We start from the raw sequence: 16,972 nt of genomic DNA on the forward strand, positions 1-16,972 counted from the left end.
TGCATGCGCGCGGTCTTTCGGTCTGTTCTCGTGGCGGCTGGCACTGCCGCGTCGGTGGTCGCCGGACCTTCCGGCGTGAGCTTGGCTGCGTCGGATCAATCGACGCGCTTTCCAGTGGCGTCACTGGGCCCGATAGCGGGTCAGGTCGGTGTCGCGTACCCGGTGGCCGTCACGTTCCGCTCACCGGTGATAGACCGCAAGGCGGCGGAACGCGCCGTACACGTCAACTCGTCACCAGCGATGAGCGGCAAGCTCGAGTGGATCAATGACACTGCCGCACAATGGGTTCCAGAGCATTTCTGGCCCGCGCACAGCACGATCGCCCTGTCGGTGGGTGGCGCATCGGCAGAGATGAAGACGGGACCGGCCGTACTGGGAGTCGCCGACATCTCCGACCACACGTTCACGGTCAGCGTCGACGGGGTGCCGAGCGGGCCATCGCAACAGTTGCCGGCGCCGCATCACCAGCCGCATCTGGGTGAGCCCGGCGTGATGCCCGCCTCGATGGGCCGGCCCCACTTCCCCACACCCGCCGGCCTCTACACAGTGTTGTCGAAAGACCGTACGGTGATTATGGATTCGAGCAGCGTCGGCGTTCCGGTCACCGACCCCGAGGGTTACAAGACCCCGGTCGAATATGCCACCCGGATCAGCAATCGCGGCCTGTTCGTGCATTCGGCACCATGGGCCACCCAGGCCCTGGGCCACGAAAACGTCAGCCACGGTTGCATCAGCCTGAGTCCGGCCGACGCCGAATGGTACTTCAACACCGTCAACATCGGCGACCCGGTCGTAGTCAAAGAATAAGCACTACAAGCTTTTTCGCTCTGACAAGGAAATGCCCCCGAGCTCGGCTCGGGGGCATTTCCGTTATCCGAGATCACCCGGTGGGACCCGCCGGAAGCGGCTGACCGGCCACCGGTCCGCTGGTGGGTGCCGAACCCGCGGGTGCACCCTTGCCGCCCGCCACCCCCGCCATGTCGACCAACGGTGCGCCCGGTACTCCACCCAGTGCGATCAACGGCGCACCGGCCGGAACCGCTGCTGGCAGAGGGGCGCCCGCGGGAACCGGGGCGCCGGCCGGGAACGGAAGTCCACCCGGAATCGGAGCACCCGCGGGGAAGGGGGCACCGGCCGGGACGGGAACACCCGCCACCGGCGCACCGGCCATGTCTGCGATCGGGGCGCCTGCGGGCGCGCAGCCCGCACCTGCGGCTCCGGCTCCTCCGGCGGCTCCGGCTCCTCCGGCTCCTCCGGCGGCTCCCGCGCCTCCGGCGACTGCCGGCGCGCCGACTTCACCCGCCGTTCCGTACATGCACGCGGCGCCACCCGCCTTGTAAGGCGCTGCTGCCGCCGCTGCGCTCAACGCAATAGCGGCACCGCAAAGTCCAACGCCAGCAACAACTCTGATGCTGAAACGGTCGAAGGTTGTCATCGACGTCAACTCTCTTTCACGCCCGGGCGCTGCCCGTAGATCAACACGATGCACTTGCACCGGGCCGCGCTTCTTGCGGCCAACTCATTTTTAATGGACCGGTGTTCAACACGCGCCACGCCGCACCCGACCGTTTCCAAATAGAGACGTTTCATCCGGTTTATTGGACTCTGGAATGGGCTGACGACGCTTGAGCTTTCGAACTACGGACGACTAGAAATGATACTGACCAGGCGAAAGATGCACCAGCCCTTGATGTTTGAATCGAAACATCACAATTCGGCATCGAAGGCCTTGCAGGCCTGAGCTTTTGCGACGTGTCAGCGAATGTAGACTTCGCTGCCGGTCGGGTAGCCGCCACCGTGGGTGGTGATGTGTACGTGGTCGTAGTGGCCGTACCCGGATCCACTCGGTCCGCTGGGCGTGTAATAAGTGCCGCGCCAGATGCAGTCCTGCAGATCGAACTTCTTCGCGTTCTTGAGTGCGAACGAGACAATCTCGTTGCCCAGCGCAATACCGGCCGAGCTGGAGGGGTTCGGGATCATGACGTCGAGCGCCAGACCCTGGGGATGCCACCTCAGTGAGTCCGGGCGCACCCCGCCGATGTTCTTGATCTCCGGGAAGATCGCGCTGATGGTGCGAGCCACCAGGATTGTTTTGACTTGCAATCCGCGTTCCGGCGCGACGTCGGCGACCAGGACCTGCGGAGCATTCTGCGCCGCGACGTGCCAGCGCGACGCCCGCGACGCCGCGGCAGATTCGGCGGGGTCGCTGCTGGGCTGCACGGCAGAGACAGCCCATTCCGATGCCGTCTGGCCGGCGGCCGTCAGCTGTACACCGCAGCACGGGGCGCCGTCGCCAGCTACCGAGTCGGCCGTGCCGTGACGACCCTCGACATGACCGCTGCCGCCAAGGGCAAAGATCAGCGCAGCCGGTGCCGCGACCGCAGCCATCACTACCGGCGACTTACGCCTGGTGCTGGCTAACTGGTGTCGACTCACGGCAGCAGCTTACGAGCAAATCGCCGAATAGTCACGATCAGATAACGAGACGCAGCTGGCGCGGCCCGCTCAGATCGGCCAGGTGCTCGACTCTGGCTCGAAGCGCAGGGTCGCACCAGGAGGCAAGGCACGCCGCTCACCTGCGGATATGGCGTCCAGCATCAGCGCGACGTAGCGGCGCCACCCGTCGCTGCCGGCGTCCATCGTCGGCAGCACGCCGTAGAGCATGGCAAGAATGCGCGGCAGGTCGACGGCGGCCAGATCGTCCCGGACCACACCGGCCCGCTGGCCGCGCTCGGCGAGTTCGGTGAGCACCTCGACGAGGGCGTCCAAAACGTCCGAGGTCAGCGAACCGGCCCGGCGCGCAGCGGTCAACAGGTTGTGCTCGCGCGCACCGAGCGAGATGGCCGCCGTGATGAGTTGCGCCAAGCCGTCCAGCGGGTCGGCAGCGTCGCGGGCCGTCTCGATCGTCGGCGTGAGGTCCTCGGCGATGCACTGGTCCAGCGCGGCGCGGACGAGCTCGCCCTTGGTCGGGAATCTGCGGTAGAGCGTGCGCTCACCGACACCGGCCCGCCGCGCGATCGCCTCGACGGGCGCATCCGGTCCGAGTTCGCCGTAGACGTCCCGGGCGGCCCGCACTATCCGCTCGGCATTGCGCACGGCGTCGGCGCGCAAGGGCCGGTCGGTGACCGCGGTCATGGCCCCAGCGTAACTGACAGTTGACTGCCAGTAAGGCAGGTCCTACGCTCGGGGCAATTGGCAGCCAACTGACACTTATGAGGAAATGCCGGTGACTTTGACGACCTCCGATCTACCCGTAGTTCCGCTCCGGCGTGACGCGCGGTGTCCGCTGGCACCGCCGGCCGAATTCGAGAACTGGCGCGACGAACCGGGGTTGCGACGCGCCCTGTGGAACGGTCAGACCGTCTGGAGCATCAGCCGCTACCAGGACATCCGCGCGGCACTGGTCGACCCCCGGTTGTCCGCCCAGACACTCCCGGAGCTCAGCACACCCTCTGAGGACGAGACCGCACCGGTCGTGTTCGCCCGCATCGACGATCCTGAGCACCACCGCCTGCGACGGATGATGACCAGCCAATTCACCTTCCGGCGCTGCGAGGCGATGCGGCCGCAGATTCAACAGCTGGTCGACCACTATCTGGACGCGATGATCGACGCCGGCCCGCCCGCCGAAATCGTCCGCGACTTCGCCCTGCCGGTGCCGTCCCAGGTGATCGCCCTGCTCCTGGGCGTCCCACCCGAAGACCTCGACCTGTTCCAGCACAACACCGCCGCCGGACTGGACGTCAACTCGACCGAAGAGCAACGGGTACAGGGCTTCGCCGAGATGTACCTCTACATCCAGGAGTTGGTGGGACGCAAAGAGCGCGATCCCGGTGACGACCTGATCAGCCGGTTGCTGACCGACTATGTCGCGACCGGTCAACTCACCCGCGACACCGTCGCCGTCAACGCCGTGATCATGATGCAGGCCGGCCACGAGACCACCGCAAACATGATCTCGTTGGGAACCGTTGCGCTGCTTGAACACCCGGATGCCTACCGGACGCTCGGACAGACCGACGACACCACCGTCGTGGCGCGCGCCGTCGAGGAGCTGATGCGGTATCTCAGCATCGTGCATGCTCAAGTCGATCGCATCGCGACCGAGGATCTGACCATCGGCGGTCAACTGATCCGCGCCGGGGAGCGGGTGTTGATGAACCTGCCCGCCGGGAATTGGGACACCGAGTTCGCCGGGTGCCCGGAGAAGTTCGACATCGACCGAAATGTTCGCGGCCACATCGCTTTCGGCTACGGCACCCATCAGTGTATCGGCGCCAATCTGGCCAGAGTCGAGATGCAGGTGGCCTTCTCGACGTTGGCCCGTCGGCTGCCGGGACTGCGGCTGGCGGTGCCGCCCGAGGAGCTGAAATTCAAGGATGCCGACATCTACGGCATGAAAGAGCTGCCGGTCACCTGGTGAGCAACGACATGCGGTTCGACGATCAGGTCGCGGTAATCACCGGCGCGGGTGGCGGTTTGGGCATGCAGTACGCGTTGCTACTCGCCTCGCGCGGCGCCCGGGTGGTCGTCAACGACACCGGTGGCTCGGTCACGGGTTCGGGGACGAACGTCGGCACCGCCGGCGCCGCCGTCGAGGAGATCCGCCGTCGCGGCGGCGAGGCGGTCGCCGACACTCACAGCGTGGCCACACCCGAAGGCGGCCAGGCGATCATCGACACCGCGGTGGACACCTGGGGTCGGGTGGACATCGTGATCAACAACGCCGGCATCGTCCGGGACGCGCCGTTCCAGGACATGACCGCCGATCGCCTCGATCCGTTGGTGGATGTGCACCTCAAAGGTGCGTTCAACGTATCCCGACCGGCCTGGAACGTGATGCGCGAGCGGGGCTACGGACGCATCGTGAACACCTGCTCGGCGGCCGGATTACTCGGCGCCGAACGGATGAGCAACTACGGCGCGGCCAAGACCGGACTGGTCGGACTGACCCGGGTTCTTGCCGCCGAAGGCGCCGAGCGCGACATCAAGGTGAACGCGATCGCTCCGATCGCCTACACCCGGATGCTGGCACAGTCCGTCGAGTCGGCCGGCCAACCCACCGATGCAGCCGCGCAGGCGGTGCTCGATGACCTTGTGGCGCAATATCTTCAGAAGCTCGAGCCGGGCCTGGTGGCACCGGTCGCGGCTTTCCTGACGCACCGGGACTGCCCGGTCTCCGGTGAGATCTACACCGTGGGCGCCGGCCACGTCGCCCGATTCTTCATCGGCAGGACCAAAGGGTTCTACAGCCCGGCGCTGTCGGTCGAGCAGGTACGCGATCACCTCGACGAGATCCGGGACGAGACAGGCTATTCGGTGCCCGGTGGACCCGGCGACGAGATGGCCGAACTGTTCGCCACCATCATGGCGAACCAACCGGACTGAGGACTACAGGTGACTGGCCGCGAAGTCGGCCGCCTGCTGCGTCATTCCGTTGGCCCCGTAGGTGGTGTGCGCGAAACTCGGTAACCCACCGGGATCGCCGTTGCAGATGGTGTCGCCGTCTGCGCACAGGTCCAGCGTCTTCGGCGCATACAGCGGGCCGATCGTGACCACCGGGGCTCCATAGTTCTGCAGCCACTGCGGCGACGGCTTGCCGAACAACGTCACCGCGGCAACGTGGTTGGCGACCTCCGCCGGCATCGGTTTGGGTACGAACGAGCGGTACTCCGCCGGGACCGCGTCGGGAACCGAGGCCGAGGTGGTGAATCCCGCCACCACCGCGCCCTGGGAGTACCCGCCGAGCACGATCCGGGTTTTGGGGCATGTCGCCGCGGTGGCCTCGATGTGATTGCTGGCGTCGGCGATCCCGTCGACCACACTGCGGGCGAACTCGATGCGATCGGAGAAATTACTGCTGGCTTCGTAGTTGACCGGATACACCTCGAGCGATTTGGGACCGATGGCGGTGCGCAGCGCATCGACGAACGGCTCCCCGATGCCACCGACTCCGGGCGGCTCGCTGGTGCCGCGGGCGAACACCGCCTCGACGTCCGGACAGGGTTGTGCGGCGGCGATGGGCGCCGGTGCATTGAGCAACCCGCCGATCATCACCAGGGCGGCAAAAAGGACACGGCCGATCAGGCTGAAGGACATGGTCCCCATTCTGGCGTAAAGAACGCGAACGTGCCGTTGGCGCAGGACCGCGGCGTGACGAACCGGACTACGAGCCGTCGTCCGACTGCGCTTCCCCGGAGCGGTCCAGGACGCTGACCGCGATGCCGTAGGGCAGGAATCGGACCTTGCGGGTCGAGTCGGTGTTGTTCTGGTTGGCGCGCAGGGCGTCGAGTTCGCTGGCGTAGACCTCTTCGACGCGTGCGCCGCCGTCGGCGCTCACGGTGTAGATCGCCCACACCCCGTCGCCGGCTTCGCCCGCTGTTTCCGGCCTGGTCCGGGTGCGCCGCGCCAGGTCCTCGAAGACCGACGACCATCCGGCCCGGTCACTGGGCATGGTGAAGAACCGGCCGACGCCCTCGAACGCCTCACGAAGGCCCTCGGTCGCGTCACGGATCACATGCTCGAAGTCTTCCGGTTCGAATCCGAACCGACCGTTGTCATCCATCGCAGCCTCCTGGCAGCTCACCGGGCAATACACCCAGTGTGCGCATTACCGACGGCTCGCGCCACGTCTAGTAGCCGTAACCGGGCCCCGGGTAAGAATTCTGCGGCATGTAGGGGTTCGGCTGATACGGATTCTGCTGGTAGGGGCCCTGCGAATACGGGTTCTGGGGCTGGTACGGGCTTTGCGGCTGCTGGTTCGCACCGGCCTGGCCCTCCGGAACCTGGACCGGGATCGGCACCGGCACGAACGGCAGGTTCAGATACGTCGTCGTCATCGTCGGCGATGGCGGGACGCTCGACGACGGCGGCGGTGGCGGTGGCGGCGTGCTCGGGGTGGTGCTGGTGGCCTGCGGCGTGGTCGTCACCGGCTGCGGAACGGTGGTGGTGGCCTGCGCCGTGGTCCGCGGCGGGGGTGGCGGGGGCGGCGGCACGTACGTCTCGGACGGCGGCGGAGGCGGCGGCAGCTCGCTGGTCGGTGGCGGCGCGACGCTCGACGGCGGCTCGGCGCTCGGCGGCGGAGGCGGACTCGACGACGGTGGTTGCGAGGTCAGCGGTGGCGGCGGCGCGTTGGTGGTGCTGCTCGGCAGGGTCGGCGCCCGGTCGCTGCTGGTGAGGGTGAATGCAACCCCACCGATCGCGACCATCGACGTCAGCGCCGCGAGGCCCAGGAACAGCTGCGGTAGGCGTCTGCCCCGGGCCCGCACCACGTCTGGTGGCTGGTACCTGGGCAACTGCATCAGTTGCGACGGTGTCGCCCGGTTGTCGTCGGGATCGTAGGGCTCACCGGTGTACACGACCGGCTCGTCGTCGGAATCGTCGGCCTGCGACCAGGCCAGCTCGGTCAGCCTTTCGGATGGGTCGTCGAACAGCGCGCCGGCGGTGGGGATGTCGAAGGTCCCGGTCGACGCGCCGAACGTGCCGGTGGACGCTCCCAGCGCATCGGTGGGCGCCAGGAAGCCGCCGGTGGTGGCGAGCCCGCCGGTCTGCGTGGCGAAGCCACCGGTCGACGCGCCCACCAGCGCCGCGATCGTCGTTTCCTCGCGTTCTTCACCGCGCTGCTCGAGCGGCTGGCGCGCCGACAGCTTGACCGCGCCGACGGCGGTCGCCAGTCCGGGCTGGTTGGCGGTGATCACCGATGCCTTGGTGTGCGACGAAACCCGCTGAGCGACAACGGGAATCTTCGCCGTGCCACCGGCCATCGCGACGGCCGCCAGGTCTTTGCTACGAATCCTGTTGCGGCGCAACATTTCGTCGAACGCGTCGAACAAACCGTCAAGCTGTCCTGCGATCATACTGTCGAACTCCGCCCGGGTGATCTCCAGGCGGCTGCGCCGGCCGGGCAGATCGAGGCTCAACTCGGTGGTGTCCTCGACGGAGAGTCGCTCCTTGGCGAGCCGGCACTCGTCCCGCAGGCCGGAGAATTGGCCGACCAGCGCGGTGCCGGCGGTGTCGAGACTGCCATGGCCCGCACTGTCCAGTGCGTGCAACATCAACGCCTCGTCGAGCAGGTCACCGGAGAAGTCTTCGTAACGTACGGTGTCCGCGATCGGCGTGAAGTCCGACGCGGCATCGGCCAGGGTGATACTGGTACCGCTACCGCCGAAATCAAGCAGTGCCACAACACCTTTGGCAGGCAGTCGAGAATCCGAGTTCAGCGCGGTCAGGGCGGCGACGGAGTCTGGCACGATCCGTGGTGCGATCCCGCCATGGACGAAGTCCGCGTGGGTGTCCAACGCGGCCTGCATGCCGCGAAGTGCGTCCGCGCCCCAGTGCGCCGGCACGGCCAACGTGATGTTCGACGTCGCAGCGTCACCGCCGGTCTCGTTGATCAGGGCATCCAGGGCTTCGACGAGCAGCAGCGACGGGTCATGGGTCGAACCGTCAGCCGACTTCATCGGCGTCGAACCGCCGACTCGCTCGACGAAGCCCGTCATCAGCGTTCCGGTGTCAATCGCATCCGGATCATGTTCGGGCACACCGAGTTCCGGCGCGCGGTCCGGGAATACCGTCAGGACGGCGCGACGTGACACGGGCGGGTTACCGCTGCGGACCGCAACTAGATTGGTGGTCCCGATCGATAACCCCAACGGGTCATACATAACTCAAATACTTTCGTCGACAGCGTTCGGTGGCCAGCGTCAACGATAACGGCGGGGCACGCAACGGCCATCGGCCACAACATCATCGGTATCCGGTCGATGCGGTTGCGTCACCGAAGTGAGACAGCCGACGCCTTGACAGATCGCGGCGCGCTAAACCACGGTCAGTGGCAGCGATTGGCGCGGCTGGAATTCGAAGGTCGCCCCGCCGCTGACTTTGGCGACCGCAACTTCAGAAAATTCCTTGGCCGCAGTGTCGGTCTCGACAAGCTCGACGGTCCACTCTGTGCTGGTGCCGCTCACCCGGACTTCGACGCGCGGGTCGACCGCGGTCGCAATCGCCTGCAACGGCTGAACCGAATCGGGCGAACACAGAGAGATCCAGGCAGCGTCGTCGTGCGCCGGCGACTTGTGCACCGTCAACACATCACTCACGTCGGCGTTGACGTACCCCAGCGGATTGAACAGCGGATGCAGCTCGAAAACCTGGCGTATGCCGTCGATTCCGGCGGGCAGATCGAGGGCCCGGTGGATACGTTCGGCGCCGAGTCCGGCAACACCGGTCAATCCTCGCGTGCAGATCGAGTCGGCCAGCTCGATGTTCGACCCCGCGCGTGCCCGCACCGCGATCGCAAAGGACAGGTAGAGCAGATGCATCTGCAGGCAGACTTCGTCGGCCATCCGCACCAGCGCCGAGTGCGAGTATGCGGCGAAGTCGAAGTCCGACACCACCGGGCCCGTGTAGTCGGCCAGTCCTTCGTCGGAAGCGTCGATCGCATCGAGTTCCCAACGGGCAGCTCGCGTTTCGGCAACTATGTCGAGTGCCGGGATGCCTTCGACCGGCGGATAGGACTCGTCGATGATCACCGTCCAGGCGCAGTGTGGGTGCCGGTCCGACGGCGTTCGTGGGGGGCGGTGGATTGGGCGCACCTGAGCCCTCGCGTTGGTCGCCACCGCGGTGGCGTCGAACGTCGGGTCCTCGATGGTGTGGCACATCCCGAAGACGTAGTCGGGACCCATCGGCTCGACGTCGAGCAGCGCACCGCAGTGGTCGAGATGGAACTCGCCGTGCCAGCGGTCGTGGATGGTGTACCGGAAGTCCATGAACTGCGGCGGCGCCCCGATGTCGAGCTGCAGGCCTTTGAAGATCGTGAATACGTCGACACCCTCGTATTGCAGGGCGCGCTGCATGCGGCGCGTGTAGATCGGGCTGGCACCGGCCCACTCCTCGATGGCGATCTGCACCATCTCGTCACGCCCGAACTCCTGTATGCACCAAGCCATTCCAGAGCGGTCGATCATCTGTCCGATCAGCAGCAGCTCGGGAAGCAGCGTCGCGAGCTGGTCGCGGGTCAACTGGGCGTAGCGGGATCGGCTCACCGCCCAAAAATAGATCCGACTATGTTATAAAGTCAACAATGTCCATCGCCGCAGGCCAGAAGGCCCGAACGCCCGCCAGTCCCACCCGGCGGACGAGTGCGCCACGCAAACGTGGCGACGACACCCGCGCGAAGATCATCGACGAGACCGTCCGCTGCATCGTCGAGGAGGGGTTCGGCGCCGCGACCGCGAAGCATGTCGCCGAACGCGCCGGGGTCACCTGGGGGGTGATCCAGTATCACTTCGGCGACCGCAACGGATTGTTGATGGCCGTCGTCGACGACGGCGTGGCCAGACTGCTGGGCAGCCTCTCGTCGACCGACGTGAGCGCGCTGCCGATGCGTGAGCGCATCGAGGTCGTCGTCGACACCGCTTGGGCTTGCTACAGCAGCCCGACGTCGATGGCGGCCTTCGAGATCCTGCGGGCCAACCGCGAAGGCTCGTCGCGGCAGCACTTGCTCGAGATGAACGCCGCGATCAGTCAGCTGGGTCGTCTGATCACCGAAGACCCAGCGAATGACGGTGTCGCCGAGGTCATCTGGGCCACGCTACGCGGGGTTGTGCTGGCGCAGATGATCGTCGGGGTGCCGGTGGACTGGCAACGGGAGCGGCGGGCGCTGATCGAGATGGTCACCCACTATTTGCGCTGAAGGTCAACCGGGAATCTTCGCGGCGATCCCATGCAGGATGTCCAGAGCCTGTTCGGCAACGTCGTAGCGGCACGCTGAGACGTCGACCGCGACGTTGTTGCGCACGGCAAGGGCGCGCTGGCATTGCATACCGCCGCCGTCCTTCAGGGTCTGCGTCATGACCATCGCGCCATCCATGTCGGCGGGGGTGCCGGCCGTCCACAACTGCGGCGTCGGCGGGGCCGGGAATGTCAGCGTCAGTGTGCGTCCGGAGCAGCTGGCCCATTGCGATTGCTGGTCGGCGAACAGCTTTTTCGCGGCTTCGGCATCAGGGAAGCTGATCACCGCCTGGATCACGGCGTAGATGCGCGGGCCTTCGCCGGCGTTCCGCAGCGCCTGCGAACGGACACCGGTCCACCCGGCGTCGGCATAGACCAGATGCTGCGCCGGTGCCATCACGCCGATGCAGTCTTTCTGCAGCAGCTTCTCGGAGTCGTCGATCACCGAGTCCGCGAACGACTCCTGGACCAGTTCGGCCGCCCCGACCATTCCGGCCACTCGCTCCGGCGACAGCAGCAGACCCGACAGCGCGGTGCTGTTCAGCGGACCGGTGGGAGCCGCGGCGCTGGTGGTACTGGACGGTGGTGACGAAACATCATCGTGCGAACGAGATTTCGCGTTCAGCACGGCAACGGCGACCACCGCGACGACGACGGTGACGATGGCGCCGATCACCGCGGCTAACCGCGGGCCTCGCCGCGTGGGCGGCGGCAGCGGCGGCGGCCGGTAGAACCCGAGCGGGGCAGTGGCCGAGTACGGTCCCGTCCCCCACGGCGTCGGGCCCTCGCCGGGCGGCGGCAGACGCCATGGAGCCGTCGTCGAGCCCGTGTGCTCGTTGAGTGCAGCGGCGGCCGCGTCGGCGAGGGCCCGCGCCGAGGTGAAACGCAGCGTCGGGTCCTTGGCCATCGCGGTTGCGATCACCTGGTCCAGTTGCGGTGACAGACCGGGCACCACGTCGGTGACCCGCGGCGGGGGTGCGTGCAGATGCGCCGCCACCACCGCTGCGGACCCGTTCGTGGTCGGATACGGCGCCCGTCCGGTCAGCAGACGAAACAGCGTGCAGGCCAACGAATACAGATCAGCGCGGCCGTCGAAAGGCTGCCCGGCCAGCACCTCCGGCGCCGCGTAGGCGACCGTCGCCGTGACCGATCCGGTGATAGTCAGCCCCGCATCGTCCAGCGCACGCGCAATACCGAAGTCGCCCAACAACACCCGCTCCTCCGGGCCGATCGGCCCGGACAGCAGGAAATTGGCCGGCTTGATGTCGCGATGCACCACACCTCGTTGATGGGCATAGTCGAGGGCTTTGGCGACCTCGCCGACGATGTGCACCGCGCGCGCCGGCGTCATGGTGCCGGCTTTCAGCGCGGCGTTCGCGTCGGTGCCGTCGACGTACTGCATGGCAATCCACAACTGGCCTTCGAACTCACCGCGCTGGTGGATCGACACGATGTTGGGATGATCCAGCGCCGCGGCCACTTCGGCTTCCCGGATGAATCGTGCGCGAAAGTCCACGTCGCTCGACAGCTCGGGGTTGAGCACCTTCAGCGCTTCGCTACGCGGCAGATCGGGGTTGCGAGCCAGGTAGACCGTGCCCATTCCGCCGCCACCCAGAACCCGTTCGATCTGGTATCCGGCGAAGATCGAACCGGGGCTCAGCATGGTGGCGTGTGTCCTTTATTTCGACCCGGTGATGGCAGCCAGCCGAAGATAGTCTCCGTTGCCCGGAGAATACCCGCAGGCATGTGCTGCAATGACGAGATGAGCTCCCAACGTCACGACGCCTGGCTCGCCGACGTCACCGCGATAGAAACCGTCAAGTACCGCTATCTGCGTGGACTGGACACCAAGCACTGGGACGACTTCGCGGACACGCTCACCGAGGACGTGGTGGGTGACTACGGGTCGTCGATGGGCGAGGAACACCACTTCACCAACCGGGCCGACCTGGTCGAGTACATGCGGTCGCAGCTCGGACCGAGTGTGATCACCGAGCATCGGGTCACGCATCCGGAGATCGAGGTCAGCGGCGACGAAGCCACCGGCACCTGGTACCTGCAGGACCGGGTGATCGTGGCCGAGTTCGACTTCATGCTGATCGGTGCCGGGTTTTATCACGACCGGTATCGCCGGACCGCCGACGGTTGGCGGATCAGCGCGACTGGATACGACCGGACCTACGACGCCACACTGTCGTTGAAGAACCTGGACTTCAAGCTGACCCCGGGCATCGCGCTCGCGCTGTAAAACGTTGGGCCCGTGAGTTATTGGGTGATCGCCATGACCGCGCCGGGGCGCAGCCACTGAATGACCTGCACCAGCTTGGCGTCGTCGATCGCGACACAGCCCTCGGTCGCGCCCCCGTCGGTGGTGTGAAAGAAGAATGCCGCGCCCTTCCCAGGCTCACGATTCGGGTTCACGCCCATTACCACCGCGTGCTTGTACTGCGGGATCTGCAGGTTTTCGCTTGCTCCGGTGCTGAACGGGCACTGCGCCTTGTGACACACCTGCATGGTGTTGAAGGTGGCGCTGCCGTCGTCGCCGTTCCACCAGTGATTCGAGTCGACCTGAACGTATTGCAGACCGCCGCCGGGATTGGGCGCGGTGCCGAATGCGAAGGGGAGGGCGAAGACGCCCATCGGAGTGGCGGGATAGCCACTCTTGGCTTGCGGCGCAAGGCCCGCCGACCCGATGTGGGTGGGTATGCCTGCCTCGACCGGTTGCCAACCGGCCGCATTACGTTGGTAGATGTCCATTTTGGCGTTCGAACCGCCGGTCCCGACAACGGAAATCACCTGGGTGGCGTTGCCTACGGACGGGGCAAACCAAGGTGCGCCGACTGCACCCCCCTTCGGAGCTGTCGCCACGGGCACAGCCGCTGCGCACAACGCAGCGCACAGTAGACCCAGCAGTCGGCGCACGCCCCTATCGTCGGCTCGGCCCGATCGGCAGGTCAAGTCAAGGTTTGGCCTCGATCCGGTCACCGCGGAGCCGCGGCGCACATCTCGTCACCTGTCGCCGCTGGTGCACCGATATGTTCGTAGGCATTGGCCGCCGCATCCCCGGGTATAGAAAGCGTTGGATGTCACCGACAGATCGCCGCCCTCAGCCCGCTGACGACGGCAGCACCACTAAGCTCGCCGCGGCGGGTGGCATCAGCGTGCCGCCGTTGACGGTCTGGGTCGGATCGGCGATGTACACCTTCCCGGTCGCGCGCGACGTCGTCGTCGGCCGCGACCGTCATTGCGACATCTGCTTCAAGGACGTCAACCCCGAGGATCTGACCCTGATATCGCGGGTGCACGCGATTCTGCGATTCGACGGCGATCGCTGGGTGCTCGTCGACAAGAGCCAGAACGGCATTTACGTCGCGGGGTCACGCTCCCCGGTGGTCCCGATCGCGGACCGCCTCAGCGTCGCGCTGGGCAACCCGCGGGGCCCCCAGCTGACTTTCCGCGTCGCCACCCCGAATGTATCGGCACCGGCCCGGGCCGACAGCCCTGCGACGGAGGTGTTCCGTGCGGCCCCCTCGCGCCCCCAGCCTCGCCCCCCGGGCCCACCCCCGACGCGGGCACAGTCCCGGCCGCTGCGTCCGCCGGGGCCGGAGTCGTCGCCGAATCGGCCGTCCCCCGTTCGCGGTACGGCGACGATCGGCCGCGCCAAAACCAACAGCATCGTCGTCGAGGACGCGCTTGCCTCCCGGGTGCACGCCACGCTGGAGTCGACGCCGGCCGGGTTGGTGATCCGCGACAACGGCAGCAGCAATGGGACTTTCGTCAACGGCACGCTGATCACCGAGGCAAGGCTGCGCGACGGCGACATCGTCACGATCGGCAACACCGACCTGCTCGCGACCGGCAATACCGTGGTGCCTCAGCGCGCCGTGACCCGGATCAGCGGGCTGACCGCACATGGACTGGCGCTGACGATCGACGGCCGCCAGCTTCTCGACGACGTGTCTTTCACGGCGAAGCCGGGCACGCTCACCGCGGTGATCGGGCCGTCCGGGGCCGGTAAGTCGACACTGGTCAAGCTGATCGGCGGGGCTACGTCGCCGAGCGCGGGGATGGTCGCGTTCGACGGTCACGACGTGCACGTCGAATACGCGTCGATGCGCTCGCGTATCGGCATGGTCCCCCAGGACGATGTCGTGCACCGCCAGCTCACCGTCGAACAGGCCCTGAATTTCGCCGCCGAGTTGCGGCTGCCGCCCGACACCACCGCCGACGATCGACGGGAGGTCGTCGAGCGGGTGCTCGACGAGCTGGAGTTGGCCCCGCACAAGGACACTCGCGTCGACAAGCTGTCTGGCGGCCAACGCAAACGCGCCTCGGTGGCGATGGAACTGCTGACCGGCCCGTCGCTGCTGATCCTCGACGAACCGACGTCGGGGCTCGACCCGGCCCTGGATCGCCAGGTCATGACGATGCTGCGCCGGCTTGCCGACGCCGGCCGGGTGGTCATCGTCGTCACACACTCGCTGACCTATGTCGGCATGTGCGACCAGATTCTGCTGCTCGCACCCGGCGGCAAGACCGCGTTCGCCGATCCGCCCGCCGCCATCGGGCCGCTGATGGGCAGCACCGACTGGGCCGACATCTTTGCCCGCGTCAGCACCGATCCCGACGGCGCGCATCGGGCGTATCTCTCCCGCCATCCCTCGTCTCCGCGCCGGCCGTCCCCGACCGCCGGCGCCGTACCGCTGGGCAGTCCGCCGCGTACCAGTTCCTGGCGCCAGATCGTGACGTTGGTGCGCCGGCAGACGCGCCTGATCACCTCCGACCGTGGCTACTTCGCGTTCCTGGCGATACTTCCGTTCGTTCTCGGCGTGCTGTCGCTGGCGGTGCCCGGCACCACCGGCCTGGGAGCCGCGGGGGCGACCGAAGAGCCGATCGACATCCTGATCCTGCTGAACATCGGCGCGGTGTTCCTGGGTACCGCCCTCACCGTGCGCGATCTGGTCGGCGAGCGGCTGATCTTCCAGCGCGAGCGCGCCGTCGGCCTGTCCGCGTCGGCCTACCTCGCCGCCAAGGTCATCGTCTACAGCATTGCGGCCTTGATCGGCGTCGCGGTCATGATCGCCATCATGACCATCGGCAAGGGCACGCCGTCGCACGGCGGCGCATTGCTGGGAAGCGGTGTCGTGCAGGCGGTTCTGGAGCTCTACCTCGGCCTGGCCCTGACCGCGGTCACCTCGGCGATGGTCGGTCTGGCGTTGTCGTCGCTGGCCCGGTCCAACGAGCAGGTGCTGCCGATGCTCGTGGTGACCATCATGGTGTCGATGGTGTTGGCCGGCGGCCTGATCCCGGTGACCGGCCGGCTGGTGCTGGATCAAATGGCCTGGTTCGTGCCCGCCCGGTGGGGGTTTGCGGCGTCGGCCTCGACCGTCGACCTGACCAGCGTCGAAGCCGGGCTACCGGTGGACCGGCTGTGGCGCCACACCCCCGGCGCCTGGCTGCAGGACGTCGGGATGCTGGTGCTGTCGAGCGTGGTGCTCGCCGGTCTGGTTCGCTACCGGCTGCGATTGGGTCAGCGGACGCACTGAGGTGCGCCTCGTGGACTAGTTGTTCGTCGGTGGCGGCTGCGGTTGGAAGGGGTCGTACCACCACCAGTCGGCGCGCTCGCCGGTGGGCCCGGGGCACGGTGGGACAGCGGGCGGGGCGAGGGTCGGTGGACGTGCCAGCGAGGCCGCGCTCAGTGGTCGGCCGCAGCTGTCGGTGACGGTGAGCTGATGGGCGGGTCCGGTGATGGTGATGACACCGCGGTGGTGCAGCCGGTGGTGATAGGGACAGACCAGGACCAGGTTCGCCAATTCGGTGGGTCCGCCGTCTTCCCAGTGCCGGATGTGGTGTGCGTGCAGACCGCGGGTGGCCCCGCAGCCCGCAACCGCGCAGCTGGGGTGGCGGTGCTCGAGGACGCGACGAAGCCGTCGGCTGATCACTCGGGTCGTTCGGCCGGCGCCGATGACCTGGCCGTCGCGCCGGAACCAGACTTCACAGTTGGCGTCACAGGTCAGATACGCGCGATCGGCGTCGGTGAGCAGCGGGCCCAGATGCAGCGCCGACACGCGCTGCTCGACGTCGACGTGCATCACCACCGTGGTGTGCTGCCCGTGTGGCCGGCGAGCTGCCTCGGCGTCCCAGCCGGCCTCGACCAGACGCATAAACGCCTCCACCGTGCTCGGCAGCGGCGGCGTGAGGTGCTCGACGCCCTCGCCGCTGCCACGATCCTGCTTCCACT

Annotated in this window: 16 protein-coding genes; 6 read left to right on the plus strand and 10 right to left on the minus strand. The window is 67.1% G+C overall.

The annotated features are described in order from the left end of the window. Positions 1–3: 3 nt before the first annotated feature. Positions 4–807, plus strand: a complete 804-nt coding sequence (locus CYU59_RS02675) for a L,D-transpeptidase (protein ID WP_292975594.1) — start codon at positions 4–6, stop codon at positions 805–807. A 73-nt stretch (positions 808–880) separates the two neighbouring features. Here the strand turns inward: CYU59_RS02675 and CYU59_RS02680 are convergent, their stop codons facing one another. The 3 genes from CYU59_RS02680 to CYU59_RS02690 form a co-directional block, all read right to left on the minus strand. After that, positions 881–1,435 (minus strand): hypothetical protein, encoded by a 555-nt coding sequence (locus CYU59_RS02680; RefSeq protein ID WP_292975596.1) that lies wholly within the window; start codon positions 1,433–1,435, stop codon positions 881–883. Positions 1,436–1,755: 320 nt separating this feature from the next. Continuing rightward, entirely contained in the window at positions 1,756–2,436 is a 681-nt protein-coding gene (locus CYU59_RS02685) for a hypothetical protein (protein ID WP_292975598.1), read from the minus strand. A 69-nt stretch (positions 2,437–2,505) separates the two neighbouring features. Beyond that, positions 2,506–3,135 carry a TetR/AcrR family transcriptional regulator gene (locus tag CYU59_RS02690; protein WP_292975600.1) on the minus strand — a complete coding sequence of 210 codons (630 nt, stop codon included), beginning with the start codon at positions 3,133–3,135 and terminating at the stop codon, positions 2,506–2,508. Positions 3,136–3,286: 151 nt separating this feature from the next. Here CYU59_RS02690 and CYU59_RS02695 point away from each other — a divergent pair, with 151 nt between their 5' ends. Both CYU59_RS02695 and CYU59_RS02700 read left to right on the plus strand, forming a co-directional pair. Beyond that, positions 3,287–4,423: a cytochrome P450 gene (locus CYU59_RS02695; protein ID WP_292975641.1), complete on the plus strand. Its 1,137-nt coding sequence runs from the start codon at positions 3,287–3,289 to the stop codon at positions 4,421–4,423. Between the two features lie 8 nt (positions 4,424–4,431). Next, positions 4,432–5,388, plus strand: a complete 957-nt coding sequence (locus CYU59_RS02700; protein ID WP_292975644.1) for an SDR family NAD(P)-dependent oxidoreductase — start codon at positions 4,432–4,434, stop codon at positions 5,386–5,388. Positions 5,389–5,391: 3 nt separating this feature from the next. Here CYU59_RS02700 and CYU59_RS02705 read toward each other — a convergent pair whose 3' ends face one another. The 4 genes from CYU59_RS02705 to CYU59_RS02720 all read right to left on the minus strand — a co-directional run bounded on the left by CYU59_RS02705 (position 5,392) and on the right by CYU59_RS02720 (position 10,043). Continuing rightward, complete coding sequence (locus CYU59_RS02705) at positions 5,392–6,099, minus strand: cutinase family protein (RefSeq protein ID WP_292975602.1); 708 nt, start codon at positions 6,097–6,099, stop codon at positions 5,392–5,394. A 67-nt stretch (positions 6,100–6,166) separates the two neighbouring features. Continuing rightward, positions 6,167–6,565, minus strand: coding sequence for a hypothetical protein (locus CYU59_RS02710; RefSeq protein WP_292975604.1), 399 nt, complete (start codon positions 6,563–6,565; stop codon positions 6,167–6,169). 67 nt (positions 6,566–6,632) lie between these two features. Next, positions 6,633–8,594 carry an Hsp70 family protein gene (locus tag CYU59_RS02715; protein WP_292975606.1) on the minus strand — a complete coding sequence of 654 codons (1,962 nt, stop codon included), beginning with the start codon at positions 8,592–8,594 and terminating at the stop codon, positions 6,633–6,635. Positions 8,595–8,816: 222 nt separating this feature from the next. Beyond that, positions 8,817–10,043 (minus strand): hypothetical protein, encoded by a 1,227-nt coding sequence (locus CYU59_RS02720; RefSeq protein WP_292975608.1) that lies wholly within the window; start codon positions 10,041–10,043, stop codon positions 8,817–8,819. A 38-nt stretch (positions 10,044–10,081) separates the two neighbouring features. Here CYU59_RS02720 and CYU59_RS02725 point away from each other — a divergent pair, with 38 nt between their 5' ends. Continuing rightward, positions 10,082–10,693 carry a TetR/AcrR family transcriptional regulator gene (locus CYU59_RS02725; protein WP_292975610.1) on the plus strand — a complete coding sequence of 204 codons (612 nt, stop codon included), beginning with the start codon at positions 10,082–10,084 and terminating at the stop codon, positions 10,691–10,693. 3 nt (positions 10,694–10,696) lie between these two features. On the opposite strand, the gene CYU59_RS02730 is transcribed toward CYU59_RS02725, so the two are convergent. After that, positions 10,697–12,394 (minus strand): serine/threonine-protein kinase PknH/PknJ, encoded by a 1,698-nt coding sequence (locus CYU59_RS02730; protein WP_292975612.1) that lies wholly within the window; start codon positions 12,392–12,394, stop codon positions 10,697–10,699. A 99-nt stretch (positions 12,395–12,493) separates the two neighbouring features. On the opposite strand from CYU59_RS02730, the gene CYU59_RS02735 reads away from it, so the two are divergent. Beyond that, complete coding sequence (locus CYU59_RS02735; RefSeq protein ID WP_292975614.1) at positions 12,494–12,979, plus strand: nuclear transport factor 2 family protein; 486 nt, start codon at positions 12,494–12,496, stop codon at positions 12,977–12,979. A gap of 17 nt (positions 12,980–12,996) precedes the next feature. Here CYU59_RS02735 and CYU59_RS02740 read toward each other — a convergent pair whose 3' ends face one another. After that, positions 12,997–13,653 (minus strand): hypothetical protein, encoded by a 657-nt coding sequence (locus tag CYU59_RS02740; protein WP_292975616.1) that lies wholly within the window; start codon positions 13,651–13,653, stop codon positions 12,997–12,999. 161 nt (positions 13,654–13,814) lie between these two features. On the opposite strand from CYU59_RS02740, the gene CYU59_RS02745 reads away from it, so the two are divergent. Further along, positions 13,815–16,277, plus strand: a complete 2,463-nt coding sequence (locus CYU59_RS02745; protein WP_292975618.1) for an ATP-binding cassette domain-containing protein — start codon at positions 13,815–13,817, stop codon at positions 16,275–16,277. Positions 16,278–16,292: 15 nt separating this feature from the next. Here the strand turns inward: CYU59_RS02745 and CYU59_RS02750 are convergent. After that, positions 16,293–16,972, minus strand: a 680-nt coding sequence (locus CYU59_RS02750; protein ID WP_292975620.1) for an HNH endonuclease signature motif containing protein, incomplete at its 5' end; no start/stop codon positions are given.

This window comes from Mycobacterium sp., from assembly GCF_002863225.1.
In the GTDB taxonomy this organism is placed as follows: Bacteria; Actinomycetota; Actinomycetes; order Mycobacteriales; family Mycobacteriaceae; genus Mycobacterium.